Source organism: Leifsonia sp. 466MF, from assembly GCF_900100265.1.
GTDB lineage: Bacteria > Actinomycetota > Actinomycetes > Actinomycetales > Microbacteriaceae > Leifsonia.
On record NZ_LT629696.1, the window covers coordinates 1,159,272 to 1,184,679 of the forward strand.

At 69.6% G+C, this 25,408-nt stretch carries 28 protein-coding genes; 15 read left to right on the forward strand and 13 right to left on the reverse strand.

Annotated elements, in window-relative coordinates; genetic code table 11:
* Positions 1–95: 95 nt before the first annotated feature.
* On the reverse strand, positions 96–677 hold the full coding sequence (locus BLR91_RS05530; protein ID WP_039731421.1) for an exonuclease domain-containing protein: 582 nt from the start codon (positions 675–677) through the stop codon (positions 96–98).
* 172 nt (positions 678–849) lie between these two features.
* On the opposite strand from BLR91_RS05530, the gene BLR91_RS05535 reads away from it, so the two are divergent.
* Positions 850–1,596: a class I SAM-dependent methyltransferase gene (locus BLR91_RS05535; RefSeq protein WP_231918827.1), complete on the forward strand. Its 747-nt coding sequence runs from the start codon at positions 850–852 to the stop codon at positions 1,594–1,596.
* A gap of 53 nt (positions 1,597–1,649) precedes the next feature.
* Positions 1,650–2,723 carry a redox-regulated ATPase YchF gene (gene ychF / locus BLR91_RS05540; protein WP_089876526.1) on the forward strand — a complete coding sequence of 358 codons (1,074 nt, stop codon included), beginning with the start codon at positions 1,650–1,652 and terminating at the stop codon, positions 2,721–2,723.
* A gap of 741 nt (positions 2,724–3,464) precedes the next feature.
* Here the strand turns inward: ychF and BLR91_RS05545 are convergent.
* Entirely contained in the window at positions 3,465–3,962 is a 498-nt protein-coding gene (locus BLR91_RS05545; protein ID WP_089876524.1) for a DUF427 domain-containing protein, read from the reverse strand.
* Between the two features lie 50 nt (positions 3,963–4,012).
* On the opposite strand from BLR91_RS05545, the gene BLR91_RS05550 reads away from it, so the two are divergent.
* Entirely contained in the window at positions 4,013–4,600 is a 588-nt protein-coding gene (locus tag BLR91_RS05550; protein WP_089881528.1) for an LON peptidase substrate-binding domain-containing protein, read from the forward strand.
* A 159-nt stretch (positions 4,601–4,759) separates the two neighbouring features.
* On the opposite strand, the gene BLR91_RS19965 is transcribed toward BLR91_RS05550, so the two are convergent.
* Complete coding sequence (locus BLR91_RS19965) at positions 4,760–5,221, reverse strand: hypothetical protein (RefSeq protein WP_157694660.1); 462 nt, start codon at positions 5,219–5,221, stop codon at positions 4,760–4,762.
* 284 nt (positions 5,222–5,505) lie between these two features.
* Here BLR91_RS19965 and BLR91_RS05555 point away from each other — a divergent pair, with 284 nt between their 5' ends.
* Complete coding sequence (locus tag BLR91_RS05555) at positions 5,506–7,740, forward strand: LuxR C-terminal-related transcriptional regulator (RefSeq protein WP_089876519.1); 2,235 nt, start codon at positions 5,506–5,508, stop codon at positions 7,738–7,740.
* 238 nt (positions 7,741–7,978) lie between these two features.
* On the opposite strand, the gene BLR91_RS19970 is transcribed toward BLR91_RS05555, so the two are convergent.
* Entirely contained in the window at positions 7,979–8,533 is a 555-nt protein-coding gene (locus tag BLR91_RS19970; protein ID WP_157694659.1) for a hypothetical protein, read from the reverse strand.
* Between the two features lie 100 nt (positions 8,534–8,633).
* Here BLR91_RS19970 and BLR91_RS05560 point away from each other — a divergent pair, with 100 nt between their 5' ends.
* From BLR91_RS05560 to BLR91_RS05575, 4 genes are read left to right on the forward strand one after another with little or no spacing between them, the layout of a single operon-like run.
* Positions 8,634–9,374, forward strand: a complete 741-nt coding sequence (locus BLR91_RS05560) for a hypothetical protein (protein WP_089876517.1) — start codon at positions 8,634–8,636, stop codon at positions 9,372–9,374.
* A gap of 43 nt (positions 9,375–9,417) precedes the next feature.
* Positions 9,418–9,843 carry a DUF6228 family protein gene (locus BLR91_RS05565; protein WP_197674312.1) on the forward strand — a complete coding sequence of 142 codons (426 nt, stop codon included), beginning with the start codon at positions 9,418–9,420 and terminating at the stop codon, positions 9,841–9,843.
* Between the two features lie 38 nt (positions 9,844–9,881).
* On the forward strand, positions 9,882–10,274 hold the full coding sequence (locus tag BLR91_RS05570) for an ADP-ribosylation/crystallin J1 (RefSeq protein WP_089876515.1): 393 nt from the start codon (positions 9,882–9,884) through the stop codon (positions 10,272–10,274).
* The gene (locus BLR91_RS05575) at positions 10,267–10,527 is read left to right on the forward strand and encodes a hypothetical protein (protein WP_089876513.1); all 261 of its coding nucleotides are present in this window, start codon (positions 10,267–10,269) and stop codon (positions 10,525–10,527) included. Before BLR91_RS05570 ends, BLR91_RS05575 begins: the two co-directional genes overlap by 8 nt.
* A gap of 12 nt (positions 10,528–10,539) precedes the next feature.
* On the opposite strand, the gene BLR91_RS05580 is transcribed toward BLR91_RS05575, so the two are convergent.
* The gene (locus BLR91_RS05580) at positions 10,540–11,190 is read right to left on the reverse strand and encodes a hypothetical protein (RefSeq protein WP_089876511.1); all 651 of its coding nucleotides are present in this window, start codon (positions 11,188–11,190) and stop codon (positions 10,540–10,542) included.
* Positions 11,191–11,314: 124 nt separating this feature from the next.
* On the opposite strand from BLR91_RS05580, the gene BLR91_RS05585 reads away from it, so the two are divergent.
* Positions 11,315–11,815, forward strand: coding sequence for a hypothetical protein (locus BLR91_RS05585; RefSeq protein ID WP_089876509.1), 501 nt, complete (start codon positions 11,315–11,317; stop codon positions 11,813–11,815).
* 140 nt (positions 11,816–11,955) lie between these two features.
* Here BLR91_RS05585 and BLR91_RS05590 read toward each other — a convergent pair whose 3' ends face one another.
* Positions 11,956–12,495 (reverse strand): sugar O-acetyltransferase, encoded by a 540-nt coding sequence (locus BLR91_RS05590; protein ID WP_089876507.1) that lies wholly within the window; start codon positions 12,493–12,495, stop codon positions 11,956–11,958.
* A 111-nt stretch (positions 12,496–12,606) separates the two neighbouring features.
* Between BLR91_RS05590 and BLR91_RS05595 the strand changes: the two genes are divergently transcribed.
* Positions 12,607–13,068 carry a phage tail protein gene (locus BLR91_RS05595; RefSeq protein ID WP_089876505.1) on the forward strand — a complete coding sequence of 154 codons (462 nt, stop codon included), beginning with the start codon at positions 12,607–12,609 and terminating at the stop codon, positions 13,066–13,068.
* Positions 13,069–13,077: 9 nt separating this feature from the next.
* Here the strand turns inward: BLR91_RS05595 and BLR91_RS05600 are convergent, their stop codons facing one another.
* The 3 genes from BLR91_RS05600 to BLR91_RS05610 form a co-directional block, all read right to left on the reverse strand.
* Positions 13,078–13,755 carry an alpha/beta hydrolase family protein gene (locus BLR91_RS05600; RefSeq protein ID WP_089876503.1) on the reverse strand — a complete coding sequence of 226 codons (678 nt, stop codon included), beginning with the start codon at positions 13,753–13,755 and terminating at the stop codon, positions 13,078–13,080.
* A 491-nt stretch (positions 13,756–14,246) separates the two neighbouring features.
* Entirely contained in the window at positions 14,247–15,650 is a 1,404-nt protein-coding gene (locus tag BLR91_RS05605; RefSeq protein WP_231918829.1) for an MFS transporter, read from the reverse strand.
* 27 nt (positions 15,651–15,677) lie between these two features.
* Positions 15,678–15,923: a hypothetical protein gene (locus BLR91_RS05610; RefSeq protein ID WP_089876499.1), complete on the reverse strand. Its 246-nt coding sequence runs from the start codon at positions 15,921–15,923 to the stop codon at positions 15,678–15,680.
* Between the two features lie 85 nt (positions 15,924–16,008).
* Here BLR91_RS05610 and BLR91_RS05615 point away from each other — a divergent pair, with 85 nt between their 5' ends.
* Genes BLR91_RS05615 through BLR91_RS05625 form a run of 3 tightly spaced genes read left to right on the forward strand, consistent with a single transcriptional unit; the run spans position 16,009 to position 17,016 of the window.
* Complete coding sequence (locus BLR91_RS05615; protein ID WP_089876497.1) at positions 16,009–16,386, forward strand: DUF7882 family protein; 378 nt, start codon at positions 16,009–16,011, stop codon at positions 16,384–16,386.
* Between the two features lies 1 nt (position 16,387).
* Positions 16,388–16,723, forward strand: a complete 336-nt coding sequence (locus tag BLR91_RS05620; RefSeq protein WP_020077261.1) for a DUF7882 family protein — start codon at positions 16,388–16,390, stop codon at positions 16,721–16,723.
* A 2-nt stretch (positions 16,724–16,725) separates the two neighbouring features.
* Positions 16,726–17,016: a DUF4287 domain-containing protein gene (locus tag BLR91_RS05625; RefSeq protein ID WP_018191525.1), complete on the forward strand. Its 291-nt coding sequence runs from the start codon at positions 16,726–16,728 to the stop codon at positions 17,014–17,016.
* A gap of 31 nt (positions 17,017–17,047) precedes the next feature.
* Here the strand turns inward: BLR91_RS05625 and BLR91_RS05630 are convergent, their stop codons facing one another.
* From BLR91_RS05630 to BLR91_RS05645, 4 genes are all read right to left on the reverse strand, one after another.
* Positions 17,048–17,998, reverse strand: a complete 951-nt coding sequence (locus BLR91_RS05630) for an NADP-dependent oxidoreductase (RefSeq protein WP_089876495.1) — start codon at positions 17,996–17,998, stop codon at positions 17,048–17,050.
* A 56-nt stretch (positions 17,999–18,054) separates the two neighbouring features.
* Positions 18,055–19,149, reverse strand: coding sequence for an NYN domain-containing protein (locus tag BLR91_RS05635; RefSeq protein WP_089876492.1), 1,095 nt, complete (start codon positions 19,147–19,149; stop codon positions 18,055–18,057).
* A gap of 108 nt (positions 19,150–19,257) precedes the next feature.
* Positions 19,258–20,676, reverse strand: a complete 1,419-nt coding sequence (locus BLR91_RS05640) for an aspartate aminotransferase family protein (protein WP_231918830.1) — start codon at positions 20,674–20,676, stop codon at positions 19,258–19,260.
* A 14-nt stretch (positions 20,677–20,690) separates the two neighbouring features.
* Positions 20,691–22,187, reverse strand: coding sequence for a CoA-acylating methylmalonate-semialdehyde dehydrogenase (locus BLR91_RS05645; RefSeq protein ID WP_089876488.1), 1,497 nt, complete (start codon positions 22,185–22,187; stop codon positions 20,691–20,693).
* 92 nt (positions 22,188–22,279) lie between these two features.
* On the opposite strand from BLR91_RS05645, the gene BLR91_RS05650 reads away from it, so the two are divergent.
* Both BLR91_RS05650 and BLR91_RS05655 read left to right on the forward strand, forming a co-directional pair.
* Positions 22,280–24,019 (forward strand): PucR family transcriptional regulator, encoded by a 1,740-nt coding sequence (locus tag BLR91_RS05650; protein WP_089876486.1) that lies wholly within the window; start codon positions 22,280–22,282, stop codon positions 24,017–24,019.
* 151 nt (positions 24,020–24,170) lie between these two features.
* Positions 24,171–25,202 (forward strand): LacI family DNA-binding transcriptional regulator, encoded by a 1,032-nt coding sequence (locus tag BLR91_RS05655; RefSeq protein WP_089876483.1) that lies wholly within the window; start codon positions 24,171–24,173, stop codon positions 25,200–25,202.
* Positions 25,203–25,408: the final 206 nt, after the last annotated feature.

Here is a 25,408-nt window from a genome sequence, read left to right on the forward strand (position 1 = left end):
GCCGCTTCCGCGCCCCGCGAGTCCGATCCCATCTCGCCGAGACGCGCGGAATCGCTCCAATCCGCGGCGAATCGCCGCACCATGTCACGACTCGATCAGGCGGCGATGGGAACGCCGATGCGTCCGAGCCGGGCGCCGGTCAGCTCGGCGAGGTCGGCGATCGTGGCCGCGTCGTGCCGCCGGGCGGCGTGGATCATGATGGCCGCGCACGCCTCGGCGTCCGCCAACGCGTCGTGGTGCGCGAAGTCCTCGAACCCGGCCGCCATCGCCGCGACGGGCAGACGGTACGACTCCAGGTGGTACGTCTTACGCGCCACCTGCAGGCTGCACAGGTAGCTGTACTCCGGGCAGGCGACGAAGGTCGCCGCGCACGCCGCACGGATCACACCCATGTCGAAGCCCGCGTTGTGGGCGACGAGGTGGTCGTCCTCGGCGAACTCGACCAGATCGGCCAGCTGGTCGACCCAGCCCGCCGCGTCGGCCACATCCTCGGGCCGGATGCCGTGGATGCGCACGTTCCACTCCTGGAAGACGTCGTGCCCCAGCGGCGGCCGGATGAACCATCCCGCCCGGTCGACCACCTTGCCGTCTCTGACCTTGACGAGTCCGACCGAGCAGGCCGATGCGGCGGAGGAGTTGGCGGTCTCGAAGTCGATGGCGGTGAAGTCCAGGGTCACGTCGTCATGCTGACACGGCCCACCGACGCCGCCCGGCATCCCGCCCGCGCGCCGCCGCATCCCGCCGCGAGGTGCACGTTGTTGCGGTCGACACGCCGTGTGAATGCGCACCTACGTGCACCTCAACCGCGCGGCCGGGCGTGTGTCGGTCGCGACGCGTACGATCGGCGGCATGCGATCCCGTCAGCAGCGCGACCTCCATGCCGCCTCGTTCGACCGCGCCGCCGACCTCTACGACGCGGCCCGGCCGACGTACCCGGCGGAGGCGGTCAGCTGGCTCCTCGACGGGGTGGAGGGGCCGGTGCTCGACCTGGGCGCAGGGACGGGCAAGCTCACGGCATCGCTCGTCGAGCGCGGACTCGAGGTCGCCGCCGTGGACCCGTCGCCCGCGATGCTGCGCGTGCTCCAGGAGCGTCTCGCCGACGTGGATGCGCGCGAGGGCGCCGCCGAGCGCATCCCCTTGCCGGACGACGCCTTCGGGCTGGTGGTCGTCGCTCAGGCGTGGCACTGGGTGGACGCCGACCGAGCTGTTCCCGAGGTCGCCCGGGTGCTCCGCCCCGGCGGCCGGCTCGGGCTGATCTGGAACGAGCGCGACGAGAGCGTCGGCTGGGTGCGCGAGCTCGGGGAGCTGATGGATGCGGGCTCGGCCGTGTTCGACGACGAGGCCGACCCGGTGGTCCCGCCGCCGTTCGGTCCGCTGGAACGTCACGAGACCCGCTGGGTGCAGGCGCTCACCGTCGACGGCCTGCTCGATCTGGCGCGCTCCCGCAGCTACTTCATCACGAAGGACCCGGACGGCCAGGCCGCCGTGATCCAGTCGCTGCGGCGCCTCGCTCGCGAGCATCCCGACCTCGCCGGGCGCGACACCTTCGAGCTGCCGTACGTGACCCGCAGCTACCGGGCCACGCTGGAGGGCTGAGCCGCCCGACCGTCGGCCGGCCGCAACCCACCCGCCCCGTAGAATGGACGACCGTGGCTCTCACTATCGGAATCGTCGGGCTGCCCAATGTGGGCAAGTCCACCCTGTTCAACGCGCTGACCAAGAACGACGCGCTCGCCGCGAACTACCCGTTCGCGACCATCGAGCCGAACGTCGGCGTGGTGAACCTGCCCGACCCGCGGCTGGACCGCCTCGCCGAGCTGTTCCACAGCGAGCGGACCGTGCCCGCTCCGGTGTCGTTCGTCGACATCGCCGGCATCGTGAAGGGCGCGAGCGAGGGCGAGGGCCTGGGCAACAAGTTCCTGGCGAACATCCGCGAGGCGGACGCCATCGCCCAGGTCGTGCGCGGGTTCAGCGACGCCGACGTCGTCCACGTGGCCGGGAAGACCGACCCGGCGGGCGACATGGAGACCATCAACACCGAGCTCATCCTCGCCGACCTGCAGACCCTCGAGAAGGCGGAGCAGCGGTACGAGAAGGAGGTCAAGGGCCGCAAGCTGGAGCCGGTGGTCCTGGAGACCGCGCGCGCCGCGATCGAGTACCTCAACTCGGGCAAGCCGCTGTCGACCTCGTCGATCGACCTGGAGCCGGTCCGCGAACTGGGCCTGCTCACCGCCAAGCCGTTCATCTACGTCTTCAACGTGGACGAGGATGTGCTCACCGACGAGTCCCGTCGCGCCGAGCTGGCCGCCCTGGTCGCGCCCGCGCAGGCCGTCTTCCTCGACGCCAAGCTGGAGTCGGAACTCATCGACCTCGACGCGGCCGACGCCGCCGAACTGCTCGCGTCGACCGGCCAGGAGGAGTCCGGCCTCGACCAGCTCGCCCGCATCGGCTTCGACACCCTGGGCCTGCAGACCTACCTGACGGCCGGCCCGAAAGAGTCGCGTGCCTGGACCATCCACAAGGGCTGGAAGGCCCCGCAGGCGGCCGGCGTCATCCACACCGACTTCGAGAAGGGCTTCATCAAGGCGGAGGTCATCTCCTTCGACGACCTGATGGATGCCGGAAGCGTCGCCGAGGCCCGCTCGCGCGGCAAGGCGCGCATGGAGGGCAAGGACTACGTCATGCAGGACGGCGACGTGGTGGAGTTCCGGTTCAACGTTTGAGCTGGCGGCGGTCGCACGTCGTGTCGGGCCGCGCTTTGCATTCGCCACGCGGATGCGTGTGTTATTCCTCAGGGGTGGAATCGGCCGTTGTGCGTGCCTCTATCCCGAATCGCGCGTGAAGCCTCTCGATTGATCGTCGCCCGGTCTCGGTGCCAAACGGAAGCCACGACAATTCGTCAGAGCGTGGCGAGTATCGGCCGACCGGAGCGCACATCAACAGAGCCTCGAGTTCGGGATCGTGCGCCCACCACCATGTGAGCGTGTCATCCCAGACGAGAAGCCGACCTGAGCTTCCGTGAACATCCGACACCCATTCCCCGAATGTGCGGGGCGTGCTGAGGACGTCTTCGGGAACCGGCACCGGGGCCATCGGAATGGTGAATGTCGTTGACTCCTCGGAACCGTCCGGACGTCGGATGCTTGTTCCGTGTGTCGCTGGGTGGTCGTCGATGCGTATGGAATGAACGGCGTGCAGGTCGAGATCGGCCCACTCCTCCACATCGAAATAAAGGGAACCCAGAAGAATCCCCGTCTCCCGGAGCGTGACGCGGCAACCGGCTAGCCGCACGGGCCAGCCATTCTCGATGCGGAACGGGAGAACGGACGGGGCGGGCGTGGGCATGCACTGATTCTGCCGCCTCAGTCGGTCGCCCGTGTGGAAGCGGCGTTCCCCTTCGCGATATACGTATCCGTGACGTGACTCGGTGGAGTTCCGCTTCAACGTGTAGATCGCCACGGCGTTCACCAGTGCCGTGACCCGGGCGACCCCTTGAAGGGCCCGACCACGGCTCTCGTGATCCAGCCGCCGTAGAACTCTCCGGGCTGCGGCGTGACGGTCTCGCCGTCGACCGTGCACTCGTCCATCTGCTGGGCGTAGACGGCGACGCGGTCTCGGAGCGGCTCGAACCCCGGCGACGGATGCGGGTAGTTCCACGCGCACGCGCGCCGAACCTCGCCTCCGCCGCGCACGTCGAGATATCGTGCGGTGCCTTTGAACTCGCAGAACGACGAGCCGTCGGCGTCGACCAAGGCGCCGATCGCGAAGTCCGCTATCGGGAGGTAGTAGACCGGCGGATGGCTTGTCTCGAGCACCCGGACAACGTCCCGGGTTTCGACGATGAGCTGCCCGCCCAGACGGATCGTGACAGGCACGGCGACGCTCTCGATGCGCGGCGGCCTCGGGTAGTCCCACACAGACTCCTGCCCCGGTCCCGGGATCTCGGGGCGCGGTCGGGGCACCTGTTCACTCTAAGTCCGCGGTGCTTCACTGGAGCATGGCCGCCTCGCCGATGTTCCCGCTCGGATCAGTGCTGTTCCCCTCCGTGCCCATCCCGTTGCGGGTGTTCGAGCCGCGGTATCTCACGCTGGTCGGGCGCCTGCTCGATGAGGTCGAACCGGGTTTCGAGTTCGGCGTCGTGCTCATCGAGCGCGGATTCGAAGCCGGGGGCGGCGACCAGCGCGCCTCGGTCGGGACGATGGCGCGTCTTGTGAGCGCCGCCGTGGGCGCCGACGACCTGCTCATCGTCGGCGTGGGGACCCGGCGGTTCACGGTCGAGCGATGGCTCGACGACGACCCGTATCCCCGGGCTGAGCTCTCGATGCTGCCGGATCTGGAGTGGTCCGAGGCACTCGATCCTCTACGGGCCGAGGCTGAATCGGTTGTCCGCCGCGTGGTCGCCCGTGTCGCGGAGCCGCAGTCGGATGCCGATATCGAGCTGTCGAACGACCCCGTCGAGGCCGCGTGGCAACTGGCGGCGATCGCCCCGCTGGGCGAGTACGACAGGTACACCCTGCTGAGATCGACATCGATGGGAGGTCTCCTGCGTCAGACGATCGATCTGGTCATCGAAGCCGAGGAGCTCTGGTCCGCCGAGTGAGGCGTTTGACGCGTGGATTCCCGCTTCATTGTGTAGCTGATCAGGACTTGTCGCCGGCGGGCGGGCATCCTGCAGTTAGCGTGGCGTCACAGGCGACCGTTTGTGTGCGTTCTTCGCGCCATAACGCTGCAATATCCCTGCAGAGCAGAGCAGAGCAGCTCAGGACTGAGTGATTGTGACATCGATTCCCGAGCGGTTCGATGTCCGGGTCTTGTCCTCAGCGCCGGGGACCGGCCCATTAGCCGTCCAGGGAGCGATCGCCAGCTCCAGGAAATAGTCGCCAATGGATACGGAGGCTCTCCCTGTGACGATTTGATCCATACTCGATGAGTCCTCCCACCCATTTCGGACCGCGTTGCTGACGATGGTGGCGGAGGCAAGTGGATCATCGGTGGCTATCCTGAACTCGACGGTCGGGCCTGGGCCACTCATGCGTCGCATCTGCCCGTAATGCCGTTCGGTGAGAACCACGCCGGCGCGAGTGACCTCTAGTTGCTCGGCAACCGCGTCGATCAGATCGTATTCATGTTGGCCCGGGGTGCCGTAGCAACCGGTCAGCGAAGCTGTGACAAGCGCCATGGCAGCTCCCACTGCGGCCGCTTTCATCACGCGTGCTGACACCCCCGGCATGGGATCAAGCTAGCCTCGGATACCATTCGGCGATCCCCCCAACCCGAGGGTGACGGCAGCCTCGCCAGTGCGTCCTCGACGCGGTCTCACCAGGTAGCAGCGCGCATTTCGCGGTCCTCGACCGTCAGGGGCTTCAGGGGGCTGGTCGTCCGCATCGCCGCACCGTACGACGCGTTCTCCATGGCTGCGGCGCGCCCCGCTATAAATGCATGTGATGCGGTTATGTCCTGGTGGCTCGCACGAGCCTTCCAGCCCGTGCGGCGATGGGATATCGGATGGGTTCGGCGAACGACGATCTGGAAACTCTGCTCTTCGAGAGCAAGACCACCGCTCCGCTCTTCGACCCGGCCTATGTTCGCCGGCAGGATCTCATCCAATCGCTGCGCGCCAGTACCTCCCGGATCGTCACGGTCGAGGCGCCCGCCGGCTACGGGAAGACGTCGCTCCTCGCCGAATGGGAACACGACGAAGATCGGGCGACCGGTTGGCTCACACTCCGCGAAGACGATGACGATCCGGCGGCGCTGATCCGCCTCCTGGCCCGCGTGTGCACGGCGTTCGCATCGGAGGCCGAGTCGGTCTTCACGCAGATCGCGACCACCCAGACGGGAGTGCTGAGCAGGCTCGCCCCGGCGCTGGCTCTTGCGCTCTCACGGTGCGAACGCCCGTTCGTCCTGTTCATCGACGACGTCCACGTGCTGAGAACGGTCGGATGCATCGACGCCTTGGAGGTGGCTTTGGCTCGGGTGCCGGCGGGATCGCAGGTGGTACTGGCGAGCCGGCAGCATCTGGCGGCCTTGGCCCGAGGTCGCGTCGAGATGTCGGCAGCCAGGGTCGGGGCGGCCGAGTTGCGCATCGACCTCGACGGGGCGGCGCGGATCGCCGACGAAGCGGGTGCTCACGTGGACCAGAGCATCCTTGCGGACTGGGTGGACCGGTGCGAGGGCTGGGCGGCCGGGCTGCACATGTACGCACTGCTCTCGAGAAGCAGGCCGTTCGCCGTCACGAGCGACCACAGCGCACTCGCCGACTACCTCTATCGAGAATGCGTGCGCGACCTCCCGGAGGACACCCGCCAGTTTCTGCTCCGCACCTCGATCCTCACCACCCACATCCCGGACCTGTGCGATGCCGTACTGGAACGTGACGATTCGATCCGGATCCTTCGGGACCTGGAATCGCGCCAGCTTTTCGTCACCGCGGACGTGGACGGCCGCGCGTTCCGCCTGCATCCCCTGTTCAGGGAGTACCTGTCGGATGAGCTGCAGCTCGAGTCCGCCTCGCTGGTGCCGGCCTTGCACGCTCGAGCATCGCAGTGGTTCGCCGAGCGCGGGCAACTCCCCGCGGCTATCGATCATGCCATCGCGGCGGGGGAGTTCCCCACCGCGACGGCCCTGGTGACCGCCGCCGGTCTCCCGGCCTACGAGGCGGGTCAGAGCGCGACACTCGGCCGGTGGCTGCGTGAGATCGGCGACGCCAACCTCCTGGCGAACCCGTCAGCCGTTGTCGTCTTCGCCTGGTTCGCGGTCCTCGCGGGATCGGATGACGACGCCCGCAAGTGGGGCACCCTGCTGGGGATGGTTCCTGACGACGCTGCCGCCGCCGGAATCAATGTCGCTTCGGCGAAGGCGATGATCCGGGCCATCATGATGCGCGACGGCATCGAATCAGCCCTCGAGGACGCAGAGTTCGCGGCTGAGGTCGAACCGCTGGAGAGTCCGTGGCGAGACCCCGCCGTTCAGATACTCGGAAGCACCCTGCTCCATGCCGGCCATGAAGAGCGCGCCAGGATCGTTCTCGGTGAGGCGATCCACATCGCCAGCGTCCACGGCAATCCCGCCTCCATCGTGATCTGCGAGTCCGAGCTCGCCTTCCTCGCGATCGAGGCCGGAGCGTGGGAGCAGGCGGCGCCGCACATCCAGAGAGCCTTGGACACCATCCGGGCGGGAGGCATCGAAGGCTACGTCATGTCCGCGTACGCGCACGCGTCCGCCGCCTGTCTGGAACTCCATGCCGGCCGAACCCTATCGGGGAGACGGTACCTGGCGAGGGCCATGTCAGAACGCCAACGATGCGGGAGCGCCGTGCCGCTCCTCAGCATCCCGACCCGGCTGCTCCTCGTCCGTGCGCAATTGGCCGTCGGGGATGCGGATGCGGCCCGGATCCTCCTCGATGAGATCGGTGAAGTCCTTCCCCCGGGGCTCCCAGGCGACGCCTTGGACACACGGAGCGCGTTCGCCCGGAATCTGCTTGCCGAGCACACGCGGACACGGGAGCGTCGTGCCGACTCCGTGGCGCTCACCGAAGCCGAACAGCGTGTGCTTCCCTACCTGCAGACTCACCTGACCCGACCGGAGATCGCACAGCGCCTTTACGTCTCGCCCAACACCGTCAAGACCCACATCAGCGCGATCTTCCAGAAGTTCGGGGTGTCGTCGCGTTCGGAGGCGGTGCGGCGGGGGGTCGAGTTGGAGCTCCTCGGCAAGGCGACCGAGCTCACGCCGGTCTGACGCGGCCGGCGGAAATCCCCTGTCAGCACGCTAGATTCGGTTCGGTAGCCGGGTGATGGATCACCCGTGTTCTGAGCGAAAGAGAGATGGCTGTGATCCTCGCGAACCGGTCCACTCTCTCGATCTACAGTCACGAACGAACGGTGTCTGAGATCAGTGCCGCCCTCGGGCTTGAGCCGAGCAGCAGCGGGGATGTGGGCGATCCTGGAGACGAGGCGCGCCCTAGGAGTAATCCGCACTACTGCTGAAGGTCGACTCCGAAACGGATAACAGCTTCGCGAACAGCTGCGGGCACCATTTCTTGCAGGAGCGGGAACCAGCTCTGAAGGTCTCGGGCGTCGGCATACCGCAACCAGACGTCCTCGTTGGCCGCATATGGTTCATTGCGTTGATCGCCCTGCGCAAGGTATTGAGATCGTAAAGAAGCGGAAAGTTGCGAGAGTGCGACGGTGGGAGCCGGAGGCAGCCGGGCGATAAACGCATTCTGATTGCGCCGAACCTCCTCCCGCTGCTCGTGCGAGAGCAAGCGGGTCAGTCGTTCCCTGGAGCGACCGGTCCCGCGCACGGCAGTTTCGCTCAACTCGAATTCGACATTGAGCGAGGTCCCGTACCAGCCGAACGGGTCGCCGGATCGCGATAGCTGTACCCACACGAGGAGGAACCGTTCGCCAACGGTCTTGGACCAAGCGGCTGTCCATCCAGGGCGGATCCGACGGAAGCCATCCTTCTCGAGGAGGGGCCCTAGAAGCGTGGCCAACTCGCGGTGAACCTGCTTCGCCGGGATCGCTGACATACCGCAATGATATGAACGCCAATCCGTGACGGAACGCCGGTGGAGTTTCCCTTGCGTCGTGTCGCCGGCCCGCACGACTCCGCCAGGTATGGTCTCCCGTATGACCGAGGAGCCTCGATGGTGGGAAGCCGTCTCGCCATCCACCCGTGAATGGCTGGTCGCGCACCAGCGCGAACGGATCAGCTGGCACGTGCTGCCGGAGCTGTGGAAGGCCGGTGCAGAGCCGATGCAGCCGGATCCAACCCGCAGTGTCTTCCTCCTCGGTGACGCCGACGCGGAATTCATCGCTTCCCAGAGGGTGGACCCCGCCGCATCTCGCACCGAATCCATGCCGGACGCTGGATCGTGGAGCAGGAATCAGATGGACTACCTCGACGGTCGGCTCACCTTGATCGATCAGGTGGTTGGGTCGCGGGTCGAGAGCATCCAGCGCCTTCGCTATGTCGACGGGCGCTCGGCGCCGTCGGACGACGGTCCCATTCAACTCTGTTTCGACTCCGGTGAGGTTCGCCGCTTCGACGCCGGGGGTGATGGCGAGCGGCTCGCGGTCGGCGTCACCCGCTGGCAGGATCCTTTCGCCGAACCGCTATCGGACGAGAACCGCAGGTTCGTTCGGGCGTCCGGCGCGTGGCGCGAGTTCGATGTGACGCGGGAGGACCCCTATCGCGCCGTCGTCGGCGAGCGACTCCTCGGCTATCGCACGACCCGCACCTCCCTCGACGCGTTGGACGGCGTGATCCTCGAATTCGAAGAGCTGAGCATCATCCTCGAGACGCACGGCGCGGACGAGCTCTTCGTGACCTGGGCTGGTCCGCATCTCCGCGTCCGCCCGTTGAGCTGAGCCGTCGCGGCGCGCGGGCACGCGCATCCATCGGTCCTGCGCCATGATCGATCTCGTGGATGCTGCGACCATCGGCAACGAACGCGGTGCGCTGCGGTTCGGCGACGTGCGTCGCGCAGGAGATGGTTCAGCGGAATACGTGACTGCCGTCCTGGAAGTCGGAGGCCTGAACGCCCGCACGGAAGTCGTCGCCAACTACGCGCAGGGGTTCGACGACTTGGTCGAGTTCTTCAGGCAGTTGGCTCAGGACTGGCGCGGATGGACCGGCGAACGCGTGTGGGAGTCGGTCGAGGGCGAGCTGTCGATCGCAGCGGCGCACCGTGGCCACGTCGAGCTCGACGTGCGCCTTCAGGGGGGACCGCACCGTCGTTGGTCCGCTCGGTCGACGCTGCTCATCGAGCCCGGGGAAGAACTCAGCCGGGGTGCGAGGGATCTCGCCGACCTCCTTGCTGAACGCAGGTCGCAATAGTCGAAGCGAGGCTCGAACGTCCGTTTAGCATATGAGCCATGACCGACGTCGAAACCGTCACGCTTTGGCGTCCGACGGGGCCCGAAGAGCTGGTGCTGGTGGAGGAATCCGGCTGGACACGATGGCCTCCGCGGTTGCCGGACCAGCCGATCTTCTATCCGGTGCTCAACGAGGACTACGCGGTCCGCATTGCGCGAGATTGGAACGTCAAAGCGTCCGGCGTCGGGCACGTCACCCGCTTCCGCGTGCGCAAGGACTTCTTGGACCGTTTCGAGGTGCGGCAGGTCGGCGGTGAGACAATCCTCGAGTATTGGATTCCCGCCGAGCAGGTCGAGGAACTCAACGGCAACATCGTCGGGCGCATCGAGGTGACGCGCAGCTTCCGGCGCGGGCCGGACGGCGATGTGGTGGAGGCCCACGACCGTGAGTGACCATGACAGCGGTGGAGGAGTCACCCTCCGGCTGGACCCACACCCGGATGGGAACCTGTTCGAGTCCGTCTCACTTGTCCAGCCCGATGGGGCCGTCCTCTGGACTGCGACTCCGACCGGTTTCGGCTCCGATGACGCATGGACGGATGCTCGGCTGGTGGATGACGCCGTCGTCGCTCATACGTGGTCGTGCTGGCGCGTGCGATTGAACCTCGTCGACGGGCGCGTCCTCGACGCGGTCTTCACCAAGTAGCAGCCGCGCCATTCATGCGCGCACGCCGCGGTGGTCCCGTTCGGCGTCCCGCTCAGCCAGCCGTCGACGGGAGTCGGCGGTGATCCGGAGCCATTCGGATCCGCGAGCGAAGTCCCGGACGGCCGGCGCCGCGCCCGCTGCGGTGGCGCTGATGAACGCGTTGACGACGTCCGCCTGGGCGATGGCGCGGGAGCGGCGTACGGCCGTCGCCGGAAACGAGCGGAAGGTGCGTCTTCCTTCGCGCGTCCAGGACAGAAACAGCATCTGCACCGACCGGTACGAGGTACCGCGGGTGACGAACCAACTGCGCCACCTGTCGGGTCGGCACCGGGTCTCGGCATCGAGCGGGATCGTGTAGGTGCGGAACCAGCTCCGCACCCGGATGTGGCGCTCAGAAAGGTAGACCCCGACGAGCAGGGACCTCACCACCGCGACAGCGAGCAGGCAGTCGGCAGCCCAGATGAGCGGGGCCAGACTCCGATCGAGCGCTGACACATCCGGGGACGGATGGAGTTGACCCAGCAGGCAGGCGAGGAGGAAGACGATCAGCGTGGTGATGGCCGCCACGCGTGCACCCCGACTCGATTGCCGCAGCCGGACCTCGGTCGTCCGCCCGGAGCCGGCAGGTCGTTTCAGCGGCTCGTCGGTCGATTCGGCGGTCACGGGTCGATCCTGTCATCTCATGCCGCTCGACGTGTCCTTCGCGCGCGGACGCGTGCTCGTCGTCCCGCCGAGGATCCCTCTGAGGGATGATCCCTCCGGGGCTGCGCCTCACTAGCGTGGACGCATGCGTGGCGGGCAGCAGAACGGCGTGACGGCCGGCATCCTGCGCGGGCTCCTGGAGGCGGGTGGACAGTCGGCATTGACCCTCGCCGTCATGGGCTTCGCAGGGCTGGTCGTCTGCCTCGCGGCAGGCTCTTATGACGGCATCCCGACGATGATCGGGTGGTTCATGCTGAGCGCCGCGGCGGCCATCGTGACGACGGTCATCGTCATGGCGGGAGGCCTTCCGCTCCGCCTGATTCCTCGTGCCCGCCATTTCTGGCGCGACCATGCCGAACTCGCCTTCGTCGGGATGTCCGCGGGCGCGGCGCTGATCGTCGGTTCCCTCGTTCTCGCGGCGCGGACCACGATCAGTGACGACTTCGGGGAGCGTTTCGACGTGTTGGAGCCGAATCCATGGACACTGCTCGCGGGTTGGCTGCTCCTCGCGTTCTCGTGCGCTCACGTTCGCTGGCCACGGGAGTGGAGCCGTCGGCGCGCGGGAAAGTCGAGCGTGCGTTTCTGACGACTCGGGATGCATCGAGGCGCCCGATTCAGCCGAAACGGAGGCTAGTGCGCCACCTCGGGAGCGCGCGGTCCTCCGTTTCCTGCGGGCTCGCGGTGTGTCGGAGCGGGAATCCTCCGGTTCCGCGGCCGCCGGCCCCCTCACCAGCTCCGCAGCACCGCCGCCTTCGGGCCGGCGACGAGCGTCCGCGCGGGCACGTCCTCCGCGACGGTCGCGCCGGCGGCGATCACGGAGTCGCGGCCGATGGTGACGCCGGGGAGGATGGTGGCTCCCGCGCCGATCCACACGTTCTCCTCGACCGTGATGGGGCCGCCGGTCAGCCAGATGCGGCGGTCGTCGGTGTCGACGGGGTGGCCGACGGTGATGAAGGTCGCCTTCGGGGCGACCATGACGCTCTCGCCGAGGGTGATGCCCGCGTAGTCGAGGAACGTGCAGTTCTGGTTGATGAACACCCGCTCCGCCAGCTCCAGGTTGCGGCCGTGGTCGGTGAAGAACGGCGGGTAGATGGTCACCCGTGGCGGGAGAGGGCGGCCCAGGATCTGCTCGAACAGTGCGGACTTGCCCTCCTCGTCGTCGAAGGGGAGGACGTTCAGCCGCGAGGTGATCGCGGTCACCTCCAGCACCCGCTCGGACATCGCCTGGAACTCGGGACTGTGGATGCGCATCAGCAGCTCGGACACCCCACGATCCTGACGCGGACGCGGTGCGTGCGGGCAGCGGACACGCCAGCGCGCGTCCAGAGCGCGGCGCACGCTACGGTAAGGCTCGACACCGCACATCCAGGAGGACCCATGCCGTACGTCGTCGACTTCGCGAACGTCTCCACCGTCGGGCTGGAATCGTCGCCCGTCGCGGACGCGCTCGCCGGCCTCCGCGCGAACGAAGCGCGGTACTACCGCAACAAGTACGACCACGTCTTCACCGTCGGGACCGCGGAGGAAGAGCAGGATGCGGTGGACCGGGTGGCGCGTGTCCTGAAAGACGAGCGCGACATCGTCATCGGCTCTCCGGCGCTCGAGGCCACGGACTTCGAGGTCGACGGGATGCGGATGACGTACGTCTTCTACGAGTCCGGACTGTCGATCAACGTGATGTACACGCTCGCCGAGGGCGGCAAGCGGGCGGTCGGATTCAAGCTCTCCGACGGGATGGACGTGCCGGAGGAGCTGTCGTCGTTCAAGTTCGCGCGCCAGAAGTCCCGGCTCGCGGGGACCATCCGCGGGTCCTATTTCGTGATCAAGGGCGAGTACTGACCTCCTCCGTCACACGACGGCGCGGACGAACTCCGCGACGGTCGAAGCGATGAGGTCTCGCACACCGGCTGCACCCAGCGGGGACGCCTTCGGCACCCTCATGCCGTGATCGGCGCCCGGGACCTCCACCACCCGGATGCGATCGGCTGCCTCGGCCGAGGAGGTGCCGACCTCCGCCGCCCCCACTTCGGAGGCGACGAGAGCCGCTGACCCGAATGGGTCGCCGCTGCCCTGGACGACGAGCACAGGGACGACCGGCTCGAGCAGTTCGTTGAGCCGCGACCGATCGGCCTTGCCCGGCGGGTGCAACGGGAACGCAAGGCAGACGACAGCTCGAACGCCGAGGGCCGTCGCCGTCCGGCAGGCGACCCGCGCGCCCGCGCTGCGGCCACCCGTCACCAGGGGAAGGTCGCCGGCGAGCTCCCGCACCCGGGGCGCCGTCTCCTGCCACGCGATGTCGAGGGTGTCCGGGCGGGCGGCCACGCGCTTGCCCGCGACACGCCACGGCTGCTCGTAGCGCACGACGGTGATGCCTTCGCCGGGCAGCCGGGCGGCGAGGACAGCGAGGTCGGCCGCCTCGATGCCGCCGCCGGCGCCGTGACCGAGCCAGAGCACCGCGGCGGGATGCTCGGCCGCGGAGACGGTCAGTCGGCCGGGGCCGACCGAAGTGGGGACGTCGATCTGCATGGAGTCGACGCTACCCGTGCGGGCCCGGTAGAGGGCGGTGCGCGCCCCGACTGTGGATGAGTCGGTGCGGTGCGCGGCTGGGGACGGAATTGCGCACATCCCGACCGCCCGGCATTCGCCGCAACTCTTGCTTCCGCACGCCGCCGGGCGGACCATGGAAGAGGCGATGCGGGCGCCACGGGTCGGATGGGGATGATCACGATGGTCGCGGACTCACGGGTGTGCAGAGTGTGCGGAGGGCCGATCTCCGCGGAACGGCGGCTGGTGCCGACGTCACGCGGGGCATGGGCAGTGGTGACGGTCGCGGTGGGCTGCCGAAATCCGCTCTGCCGTGCGTCGTCGATCGCCCAGCAACGCATGGTGCCCCCCGGCACCACCCTGGTCGCCTGAGCGCAGGCGACCGGCCGACCGCCTGTGGGTCGCAACACGCCGTTCTGGCGCGCCCATAACGGCGTGTTGCGACCCCCAGGCCAAAACGCCGGCAGCCGCGGTCAGGAGGCAGCGGCGGCGGCCGCACGCCGCGCCCGCCCGGGCCGCACGAACACCAGCAGCGCCAGGTGCACCACCGCCAGCACGGTCGCGACGCCGACGGCCGCCAGCCAGCTGCCCGCGGTCGTCCCACCGCTGAACAGCAGTCCGAGCACCGTGGTCGCGACGATCGCCCCGACATAGCGCGACGTCTGGAAGATGCCCGCGGCGACACCGCTGTCCTCCGGGCGGGCCGCCGAGTAGAGCGCCTGATTCATCCCGATGCTGACGACGCAGTAGGGGATGCCGAGCGCCGCAGTGAGCACGAGCACGACCCAGGGTGCCGTCGTCGCGGCGGCGACGGCGAGAAGGGCGGCCCCGACGACGAGCGCTATCGCACCGGTGATCAACGTCGGCCGCAGCCCGACGGACTCGATCGCGCGCGCGGCGAGCGGCGTGACGACGATGGTCACGGCCGCGAGCGGGAACATGAGCAGTCCGGCGACGCCCGCGCTGTAGCCTCCGTGCGTCTGCAGGTACTGCGGCAGACCGAAGAAGGCGGAGTAGTAGACGACGTTGAAGATCGCGAAGCTGAGGTACACCAGCAGCAGACGCCGGTTCGCCGCCAGCAGCCGCAGATCGAGGAACGGGTGCGCTGTGCGCAACTCCCGCCAGACGAACAGTACGGCGGCCACGGCGCACACCGGCAGCAGCCACCAGAGCGGCTGAGGTTCGAGGTCGAGCAGGAAGACAAGCAGCGACGTGAGGGTCGCGATGAACAGCAGGATGCCCGGGATGTCGGACTCGGCCAGCGTGCGCCCCAGCGGCACCCGCTCCCGCTCGGCGTCCGCCGGTGCGAAGAACCACACGCCGACGAAGGCGATCAGGGCCAGTGGCACGTTCACCCAGAAGATCGACTGCCAGCCGAGGAACGTGATCAATGCGCCGCCGAGCACCGGCCCGATGGCGGCGCCGGAGGTGTTGGCGATCTGGATGCGGCCGAGCAGTCGCGGCGTCCCCACCCCGGAGGCCGCCGCGAGCGGTCGCAGCAGGGCGATCGCCGAGGGGAACGCGGTCGCCGTCCCCACCGCGAGAGCCACTCGGCCGACGCAGACGGCGGCGAGGGAGCCTGCGAACGGCGTGAGCGCGCAGGCGAGGACGACGACCAGCATCCCGAACAGGAACAGACGGCGCGGGCCGAAGCGGTCGCCGAGTCGACCCATCAGCGGCTGGCCGGCGGCCGACGCCAGGTAGAACGACGTGATGACCCAGGTCACGGCCGTCACATCCACACCGAAGTCGTGCTGCAGCGGCACGAGGGCCACGGCGATCATCGACGAGTTGAGCGGGTTCAGCAGCGTGCCGAGGCTGAGCGCGGCGACGGCCGCCCCCGCGCGCGGGCGCGCAGGATCGTCGGAGCGGGTCACCCCGTCCACGCTACCCGGATCGCGCGATCAGTCGTCGAGGTCCTCGGTCGTGACGGGGATGGTGGAGCGGTAGGGGTAGGCGGGCATCGACGAGTACTCCTCCTCGTCGGCCAGCTCGTACACGTCGTAGGCGAGGGCCCCGGCGAACAGGGTGGCGACGCGGATCTCGCCGGGAGGGCACCCGCCGATCAGGGGCACGACCACGACGCTGTCGAGGGTCCGGCCGTCCTCGTAGAGGAGGGCCGCTTTGATGGTTCGCGTAAGTGCGTCCATGACCGGACTTTACGGCGATTCGCACAACCGTGACTTGACGGCGCGCGGTGGTTTGGAGAAAGTGATCCAGACAGGAAGGACTCGCGTGGGAACGCTGATCTACGACGGGGCCGACGGCTTCACGTTCGACGACCGGGTGCTCGCGCACCTCCAAGCGGTGGTCCAGACCAAGCTGCGGCGCCGGGAGGGCTTCCTCCTCATCTGGACGGATCGCACGGCCGGCTCCGAGGGCGTGCTGCGGTCGATCTGGCTCGACCCCTCCATCTCGCTGCAGTTCGTGTTCGCGCGGCCGGAGCTGCCGGAGCTGAACCGCGACTGGCTGACCATCCTCGGCGAGCGGGCCAACAGCAACTCCGGGCTGATGCTCGAGGACGACCTGCGCGCGGAGATCCGCGAAGAGGTCCCGGAGGGCACCTATCGGGCGAGCCGGACGAGGAACGGCAAGCGCCGCGAGGGGGCGTGACGTGGGAAGGCTGGTCTACGGGACCGCGCCGCAGGAGTACGAGTTCGACGACCGCACCCTGGCGCACGTCAAGATCGCCGTCGTCACGAAGCTGCGCCGCCACGAGAGCTTCCTGCTGAACTGGCAGATCCCCGCCGACCTCGGCGGAGGCCGGGTGAGCCTCTGGATCAGCCGGGACATCCCGCTGGCGTTCGTGTTCAGCGGGACCAAGCCGCCGCGACTCAACGACAAGTGGATGGATGTGCTCCTGCGCACGAGCCAGCGCACCGGTGGAATGGTGGTCGTCTCCGAAGCGGAGGCGGAGGCCATCGTCGAGCGCGACGAGAGAGGGGACTGAGGATGTCGTTCCAGGCTTATCTCGACGCGGTCGAGGACAAGACCGGCAAGACGCCGCGCGAACTGGTCGCGGAGGCGGGGGAGCGCGGGTTCGGCCCGGGCACCAAGGCGGGTGAGATCCTCGCCTGGCTGAAGGACGATTACGGGCTGGGGCGCGGGCACGGGATGGCGATGGTGCATGTGATCACCAAGGGCCCGCAGATCGACACGAAGTTCGTCGGGACGGACGGCGTGCACCGGGACGAGTCGGCGACGCTGTGGCTCGACGGGAAGGCGACCAAGCCCGCCGGCTGATTCCTTCGCCTCGCGGCCCGCCTGGCCGCACTCAGGGCAGCAGCGCGAGCTTGCCGCCCGGGTGTCCCTCCTTCAGGAACGCGAGGGCCTCCGGCGCATCGGCGAGTGGATACGTCCGCGCCATCGGGACCTGAAGGCGGCCGCTGCCGGCCAGCTCGAGGAGCGGGCCGCGCACGGAATCGCGGAACGCCTGGCTCTCCGGCTGCGCGCCGAAGACGGCGGGGAAGCCCTCCTGCTGTGCGCGCTGGGCCGCGACGATCGTGACGATGCGCAGCCGGTCGGGGACGAGTTCGAGGGAGACGTCGATCGCCTCGTCGGTTCCGACCGTGTCGAGCGCCGCGGCGATGGGGCCCTGGGCGGCTTCCGTCGCCCGCTCTGCGAGCCCCGGTCCGTATGCGATCGGCAGGCCGCCGAAGCGGCGCACCCGGGCGAAGCTCGCTTCGCTCGCCGTTCCGATGACGCGTGCGCCGATCTCGGCCGCCTGCTGGAGGATGCTCACGCCGACCGCGCCCGATGCTCCGTGCACGAGGATGGTCTCGCCCGCGCGCACGTGGGTCACGTCGAGCATCTGGGCGGCCGTCGTGCCGACGAGCAGCAGGTTCGCGGCCTCTTCGTCGGCCAGCCGAGCGGGCTTGGCGAACACGTCCTTCGCCGGGACGGTGACGGCGGTGGCATAGCCGCCCTGGATGCGGAACGCGACAACCGCGTCGCCGACGGCCCCGCCGCCGGACGCGATCTCGGTATCCGGACCCATGGCCGCGATGACGCCGGCCACCTCGTAGCCGATCGGGACTGGGAGCTCGAGGCCCTCTCGGGGTGCGGACACGTGCTTGTAGTCCGCCGGGTTGACGCCCGCGGCGCGGACCTCGATCGTGACCTCGCCCTGCCGAGGTTCCGGAACCTCGACCTCCGCGAACTCCCACCTCTCCGGCCCGCCCCAGCGGGTCGCTCGCCACTGTCGTCCTGTCTTCTGGCTCGCCATGGTCGCAGTCAACTCCCGTCGGCTGTGCGCCGGCTCAAGACCTCCACCATGCCGTCTCAGGTGGCGGAGACGCGGTCCGCAGCGCGGCCGCTGTGCCGGGCACGGCGCGGGCGGGTCGGTGCGAGGCGAAGCATCTGGGCGGTCGAGCTGTCGTCGAGCTCGACCAGGTCGCCGCGCGACTTGATGAAGTCGCTGAACGAGCGGTACCCGAGGGCCTTCTCGCTGAAGGACGGGTCCATCCTCTTCATCTGGCCCTTGACCGTCGAGCTGTGCAGCCACGGCGAGTCGTCCTTCTCGTGGCCGAGCTGCATGGCGCGGGCGAGGAGGCGGGTGGCCACGTGCTGCGGGTCCTCGCTCTGCTCCTCGTCCGCGTCGTCGGCGCTGGTCGTGGCCGCGGCGCGCTTGCGGCTGCCGCGCGTCGGCCGCTGGGCAGGCTCGGCGGCTGGAGCCGACGCATCCACCGCCCCGGCTTCGGCAGCGGCGCCATCCGTCTCGGCCTGGTCACCCGCAGGCTCCGCGGCGACCGCGGTCACCGGCTCGGTGCCGGCCGCGACCTCGACGTCGTCCGCGTCCTCCGCCTCGTCACGGGCGATGCCGGGGAGGTCATCGTAGCTGACGAACTCGTCGCACGCCGCGGCGAGCGACTTCGCGGTCGAGCCGGCGACGCCGATCCCGATCACATAGCGCCCGAGGCGCTTCACCCGCTGGGCCAGCGGGATGTAGTCCGAGTCGCCCGCGACGATGACGACGTGCGTGAGCTCGGGAAGCCGGAAGAGGTCTTCGACCGCGTCGACCGCGAGCCGGATGTCGGCGCCGTTCTTGGCGTAGGCGGCGGCCGGGAAGAGCTGAACGAGGTCGACCGCGCGGCCCACGAGCTGGCCGCGGTACTCGGCGTTGACGGCGGACGACCAGTCGGCGTACGCCCGCGTCAGCACCAGCGTGCCGAACGACGAGGAGAAGTCGATCACCGCACCCAGGTCGACGCGCGCTTCCGCCAGCTTCTCGGCGAAGCCCGCTTTGGGCGCGGTCGAACTCGACTTGGGCCGATCGCGCATATAGGAGCCACGACCGTGCACCTGGTCGTAGCGGGATATGACGATGTTGTCGAAGTCTATGTAGACAGCGACACGGCCGTCTCCGGGTTCACTCATGCTGCCACGATAGCTTGCGGCCGCCGTGAGCCGACCGGCGGGAAGCAGGATGTGGACAAGCTGCGGCTGTGGATGGACGACACGAGGTGCCGCCCATCCACTCGCCGGTCAGACCCGCGCGTAGCGGTCCGCGACGTCGAGTGCCGCGTCGATCGCGGCGAGACCACGACGCAGCTCGTCCTCTTCGATGACCAGCGGCGGCGCGACGTGCACGCGGTTGAAGTGGGTGAACGGCCAGACGCCCGCGGCCTTGCAGGCCGCCGCGACCTCGGCCATCGGCGCCGCATCCGGTCCCGCCGCGTTGAACGGCACCAGCGGCTCCCGCGTCTCGCGGTCGCGCACCAGCTCCAGCGCCCAGAACAGGCCGCGGCCGCGCACCTCGCCGAGCGACGGGTGCCGCTCCTGCCACGACCGGAGCTCCGGCTCGACCACACGCGAGCCGAGGTCGCGCACCCGCTCCAGGATGCCGTCCCGCTCGAACACGTCGAACGTCGCGACCCCGGCGGCGCAGGCCAGCGGGTGTCCCGAATAGGTGAGGCCGCCCTGGAACGCCACATCGTCGAACCGCGCGGCGATGGCGTCCGAGATGACGACGCCGCCGAGCGGCACATACCCGGAGTTGACGCCCTTCGCGAAGGTGATCAGGTCGGGCACGACGTCGAACGCATCCACGGCGAACCACTCGCCGATCCGCCCGAAGCCGACCATGACCTCGTCGGCGATGTACACGATCCCGTACCGGTCGCACAGCTCCCGCACGCCCGCGAGGTACCCGGGCGGCGGCACCAGCACGCCGTTCGTGCCGACGACGGTCTCGGCGATGAGCGCCGCGATCGTGCCGGCGCCCTCCAGCACGATCACGTTCTCGAGGTGCTCCAGCGCGCGCTGCGTCTCCTCCTCCGGCGAGGTCGAGTGGAAGGCGCTCCGGTAGGGGTACGGGCCGAAGAAGTGCGCGACCGACGGGTCGCTCGGCTCATTCGCCCAGCGCCGCGGGTCGCCGGTGAGGGCGATCGCGGTCGAGGTGCCGCCGTGATACGAGCGGTACATCGACAGCACCTTGCGGCGTCCGGTCACCGCGCGCGCCAGGCGCACCGCGTACTCGTTCGCATCCGCCCCGCCGTTGGTGAAGAAGACCTTGTTGAGCGTCCCCGGAGCCACCTCGGCGATGCGCCGAGCGAGCTCGCCGCGCACGTCGTTCGCCATGGACGGCTGCACCGTGGCGAGTCGGCCCGCCTGCTGCTGGATGGCGGCGACGAGATCGGGATGCTGGTGCCCCAGGTTCAGGTTCACCAGCTGCGAGCTGAAGTCGAGGTACGCATTCCCGTCGTAGTCCCAGAACGTGGAGCCCTCGCCCGCGGCGATCGGCAGCGGGTCGATCTTCGCCTGGGCGCTCCACGAGTGGAAGACGTGCGCGCGGTCGTCGCTGCGCACCTGGCGCTCCGCCGCCGCATCCCCGAACGGATGCTCGACGCCGTGCCGGTCGAGGTAGCCGGTCCGCGTGCCGGTGGTCGGGATGGTGTCCGTCATCGTCGTCTCCTCGCTCACGCGTTGCCCGGGAAAGCCAGCTCGATGCGCGAATGCAGGGGATCGGGCCAGCGCGTGGTGACCACCTTGCTGCGCGTGTAGAAGTGGAACGACTCCGGTCCGTAGATGTGCGAGTCGCCGAACAGCGAGTTCTTCCAGCCGCCGAACGAGTAGGCGCCGACCGGCACGGGGATGGGCACGTTGATGCCGACCATCCCGACCTCCACCTCGAACTCGAAGCGGCGGGCCGCCCCGCCGTCACGGGTGAACAGGGCGACGCCGTTGCCGTACGGGTTGGCGTTGATGAGCTCGATCGCCTCGTCGAAGGTGTCGACGCGCACCATTGACAGCACCGGGCCGAAGATCTCGTCGTCGTACGCCTTCATGCCGGGCTTCACGTTGTCGAGCAGGCTGACTCCGACGAAGAAGCCGTCGCCGTCGAACGAGCGCGCGGTGCCGTCCTCCACGACCGTCGCGCCCTCCGCCGCGGCGCCTGTGACGTACGACGCCACCTTGTCGCGGTGCTCGCGCGTGATGAGCGGGCCCATCTTGCTGGCCGCATCCGTGCCCGGCCCGATGCGCAGGGCGCCGAGGCGCGACTGGATGGCCGGCACCAGCCGGTCGCCGACGTCGCCGACCGCGACCACCACGCTGACCGCCATGCAGCGCTCGCCGGCGGAGCCGTAGGCGGCCGAGACCGCGGCGTCGGCGGCGGCGTCGATGTCGGCGTCCGCCAGCACCACCATGTGGTTCTTGGCGCCGCCGAGCGCCTGGACGCGCTTGCCGTTCGCCGACGCGCGCTGGTAGATCGAGCGGGCGATCGGCGTGGATCCGACGAAGCTGACCGCGGCGACGTCGGGGGAGTCGAGGAGGGTGTCCACCGCCTCCTTGTCGCCGTGGACGACGTTGAGGACGCCGTCCGGCAGTCCGGCCTCGCGGGACAGCTTCGCCAGGAACACGGAGGCGCTCGGGTCCTTCTCGCTCGGCTTCAGCACGACGGTGTTGCCGCAGGCGATGGCGCTCGCGACCATCCACAGCGGCACCATGACCGGGAAGTTGAACGGGGTGATGCAGGCGACCACTCCGACCGGCTGCTTGACGCTGTGCACGTCGATGCCGGTGGACACCTGCTCGCTGTACTCGCCCTTCAGCTTGTCGATCAGGCCGCTCGCGAACTCCACGTTCTCGAGCCCCCGGCCGATCTCGCCCGCAGCGTCGGAGAGCACCTTGCCGTGCTCGCTGGTGACGATGGCGGCGAGCTCGTCGCGACGCTCCGTGAGCAGGTGACGGAGGCGGAACATCACGTCGGCGCGCTTGGTCAGGCTGGTGGCGCGCCAGGCGGGGAAGGCGGCGCGCGCTGCGGCGATCGCCCGTTCGGTCTCGGCGGCGTCGGCGAGGGCGACCTCGTGCTGGCGCTCGCCGGTTGCCGGGTTGAACACCGGGCCGGTGCGCAGGGCGCCGGTCGACTCTGCGGCGGTCTCTTCGCCGGCGATGAAGTGGCGGATCAGGGCCACGGGGATCCTCCTCGCGGTTTCGCCGGACGTTCTGCCCGGCGGTGACAGTAAGCTTTCCTCCCAATGATCACAGAGCAGAGGCGGTAGGAGCGATGCCAGATCGTCGGGACCCGCACGCGGTCCGAACAGTTCGTCCGGAGGGCTCGGGCGGCGCGGCGCAGCCGGTCGTGCCGTCGTCGTCGGTGCTGCCGACGGTGCGCGAGGTGCTCCGCATGGAGCCGGTCGCCGTCGCCTTGCCTGAGGTGCTGACCGGCCGGGATCGGCTGGATGCGCCGGTGCGCTGGGTGCACGTCGCCGAGACGGCCGAAGCGGCCCGGCTGGGCTCCGGCGGCGAACTGCTGCTCGCCACCGGCGTCGGCTGGCCGGCCGATCCCGCGGCCCTGCGCCGGCTCGGACGCGTGCTGGTGGACGCGGGCGTCGCCGGCCTTGTGCTGGAACTCGGACCCCTGATGCCGAGCGCGCCCGCCGCGCTCGTCCAGGAGTTCCAGGCGGCCGGGCTGCCGTTCGTCGTCCTCCACCGGGAGGCGCGCTTCGTCGCGATCACGGAGGCCGTTCACTCGCGCATCATCGCGGAGCAGATGGTGGCGTTGCGGGCGCGGGACGACATCCACGCGCTCTTCACCGGGCTCAGCCTGCGCGGGAGCCCGGCCGACTTCATCGTGGAGCAGGCGGCGCGGGTGCTCGGTTCGCCGGTGGTGCTGGAGGACACCGGCCACCGGGTGATCGCGGCCAGCGGGCTGGCGGCCAGTGGGATACGGGCCGGCGGGCCAGCGGCTGGCGGCGGCCCGGTCTCGGGCGGGGCGAACACGTCGGGCGAGGACGAGCTCGCCGACTGGGAGCAGCGTTCGCGGGCGGCCCACCGGTCGGGCGCGAGTGGGTGGACGATCGTCCCGGTCGAAGCGCGGGGCATGCGCTGGGGGCACCTCGTCGCGCTGCCTGGTGAGCCGCATCCCGCCGGGCGTTCCAATGTGCTGGAGCAGGCCGCGGTCGCGCTCGCGCTCAGCCGGCTCTCCGACCGCGACGACGACGAGTGGACGCGGCGCAGCCACGACGCGCTGCTCGCGGCGCTGATCGGCCGGCGGTTCTCCGGGGAGGGCGGCGTGACCGCCCGGTTCGAGGCGGCGGGCTTCCCGCTCTCCGGCCGGCTGGTCGCCGGGGTGGCGGTGCGGCTGCGCTCCGGGACGCTGCCCGTGTCGGCCGCAGCGCGAGCCGTGGAGGCGGCACGGACGGCGGGTGCCGACGCGGTGGCCGGACGGCATCCCGAGCAGCCGGGAACACTCGTCGTCGCTGTGTCCGCGCGGCCGGGGCGCCAGCTCACGGATGGGCTGTTCGCGTCGATCGCGGACGCCGTCAGGTCGGTGCGGCTCGACGACCCGGCCGCGGTCGTCGCCGTCGGGTCGGACGCGCGCGGGATCACCGGGCTGTTGTCGTCGCTGGAGGAGGCGGTCGAACTGGCGGCCGGCTCTGCCGCGCGGGCCGACGCGCGTCTCGGGCGGACGCCGCACATCCAGCGCGTTCAGCATCGGCCGCTGCTGCGGCTCGTCAACGCGCTCGGCAGCGATCCGCGGCTGCTGGAGCACACCGAGCAGCTGCTGCGGCCGCTGATCGAGTACGACCTGGCGACCGGCGGAGACCTCGTCGAGGTGCTGCGTGCCTACCTCAGCCACCCCGGGAACCGCACGCGCGCGGCTGCCGCGAGCCACCTGTCCCGGTCGGTCTTCTACCAGCGGATCGCCCTGATCGAGGAGCTGCTCGGGATGGATCTGGACGACGGCGAGACCGTCGCCGCCCTTCACGCGGCGGTGCTGGCGCGGGGTCGCACGGCGACCTGACGGCGGCCGCTGCTGCAGCATCCGTGCCGAGTCTCGCGTGTCGTGCCTGCGAACGCATCCCGTCGCCGCCTGAGCGCTCTCGCACGATGCGACGGGTGCGCGAAACGCGCGAACAAGTATTGTTGGCCGCGCACCATGAAGGGAGGCGGCCGTGAGCAACGGAGCGGGGCGCGTGACCATCGCGGGGCTGGCCGACCAGCTGGGGCTCTCGAAGGCGTCCGTGTCGTACGCGCTCAACGGGCTGCCCGGAGTGAGCGACGAGACGCGCGAGCGGGTGCTGGCGTTGGCGGAGCAGCTGGGATGGCATCCCAGCTCGTCCGCGCGTGCCCTGTCGCGGGCGCGGTCCGACACGATCGGCATCGTCCTCCGCCGCGATCCCAGCCTGCTCGGCGCCGAGCCGTACTACATGAGCCTGCTCGCCGGGGTCGAGTCGGAGCTGTCCGAGACCGGGCAGTCGCTGCTGCTGCGCATGGTCGGCACGGACGCAGGTCAGGAGGTCGCCGCCTACCGTCGCTGGAGTGCGGAGGCGCGGGTGGACGGCGTCATGCTCTTCGACATCACCTTCGACGACCCGCGCCCGCAGCTGCTGGAAGAGCTCGGCCTCGCGTTCGTGCTCCACGGCAACCGGGAGGCCGTCGCGCCCGGCAAGGTGCTGCTCTACGACGCGCGCGCCGACGCCGGACTGCTCGTCGAGCACCTGGCCTCCCTCGGCCACCGGCGCGCGCTGCACATCGCCGGACCCGCCGAGTTCGAGCACGAGCAGGACCGGCGCGACGCCGTCGCCGCGCACGGGCAGGAGTTCGGCATAGAGTTCTCGTTCGCGGTCTCCGACTACTCGATGGAGTCGGGGGAGCGGGTCGCCGCCGAGCTGCTGGCGACCGACACATCCATCACCGCGGTGCTGACCTCGAACGACCTGCTCGCCCTGGGCGCACAGACGGCGCTCAACCACACCGGCCGTGAGGATGTCGCCATCGTCAGCTGGGACGACTCCCTGCTCTGCCGCCTCGGAACCCGCCCGATCACCGCGCTCGACCGGTACCCGGAGGAGCAGGGGCGGCGGTCGACGCGGCTGCTGCTCGACCAGCTCACCGGCCGTCCGGCGTTCGACCGCCGCGCGCGGCCGAGCCGCCTCGTGCCGCGTGCCACGAGCATCCGCGCCGGGGAGCACGCCGCGCGCTGAGCGCGCGCTCCGCGCCCGCGCCGCGCGCTCCGCGCCCGCCGAGGTGCACGTAGTTGCGGGCGACACGCCGTAGCCGACCGCCACTACGTGCACCTCACGGCCAGATCCTGGCGGCCAGCGCAGCGCGGGGGCGGCGCGCAGCGCGCGGGGCGCGCGGGGTGGCGCGGCCGGGGCGACCGGCCGGTATACCCTCGGACGAGTTGAAG

Coding starts and splice junctions, on each gene's coding strand:
- BLR91_RS05610 (WP_089876499.1), bottom strand. CDS start 15,923: ATGGACGCACTTACGCGAACCATCAAAGCGGCCCTCCTCTACGAGGAC.
- BLR91_RS05625 (WP_018191525.1), top strand. CDS start 16,726: ATGTCGTTCCAGGCTTATCTCGACGCGGTCGAGGACAAGACCGGCAAG.
- BLR91_RS05650 (WP_089876486.1), top strand. CDS start 22,280: ATGCCAGATCGTCGGGACCCGCACGCGGTCCGAACAGTTCGTCCGGAG.
- BLR91_RS05595 (WP_089876505.1), top strand. CDS start 12,607: ATGCCGTACGTCGTCGACTTCGCGAACGTCTCCACCGTCGGGCTGGAA.
- BLR91_RS05565 (WP_197674312.1), top strand. CDS start 9,418: ATGATCGATCTCGTGGATGCTGCGACCATCGGCAACGAACGCGGTGCG.
- BLR91_RS05535 (WP_231918827.1), top strand. CDS start 850: ATGCGATCCCGTCAGCAGCGCGACCTCCATGCCGCCTCGTTCGACCGC.
- BLR91_RS05600 (WP_089876503.1), bottom strand. CDS start 13,755: ATGCAGATCGACGTCCCCACTTCGGTCGGCCCCGGCCGACTGACCGTC.
- BLR91_RS19970 (WP_157694659.1), bottom strand. CDS start 8,533: ATGTCAGCGATCCCGGCGAAGCAGGTTCACCGCGAGTTGGCCACGCTT.
- BLR91_RS05550 (WP_089881528.1), top strand. CDS start 4,013: ATGTTCCCGCTCGGATCAGTGCTGTTCCCCTCCGTGCCCATCCCGTTG.
- BLR91_RS05570 (WP_089876515.1), top strand. CDS start 9,882: ATGACCGACGTCGAAACCGTCACGCTTTGGCGTCCGACGGGGCCCGAA.
- BLR91_RS05640 (WP_231918830.1), bottom strand. CDS start 20,676: ATGACGGACACCATCCCGACCACCGGCACGCGGACCGGCTACCTCGAC.
- BLR91_RS05630 (WP_089876495.1), bottom strand. CDS start 17,998: ATGGCGAGCCAGAAGACAGGACGACAGTGGCGAGCGACCCGCTGGGGC.
- BLR91_RS05555 (WP_089876519.1), top strand. CDS start 5,506: ATGGGTTCGGCGAACGACGATCTGGAAACTCTGCTCTTCGAGAGCAAG.
- BLR91_RS05635 (WP_089876492.1), bottom strand. CDS start 19,149: ATGAGTGAACCCGGAGACGGCCGTGTCGCTGTCTACATAGACTTCGAC.
- BLR91_RS05560 (WP_089876517.1), top strand. CDS start 8,634: ATGACCGAGGAGCCTCGATGGTGGGAAGCCGTCTCGCCATCCACCCGT.
- BLR91_RS05585 (WP_089876509.1), top strand. CDS start 11,315: ATGCGTGGCGGGCAGCAGAACGGCGTGACGGCCGGCATCCTGCGCGGG.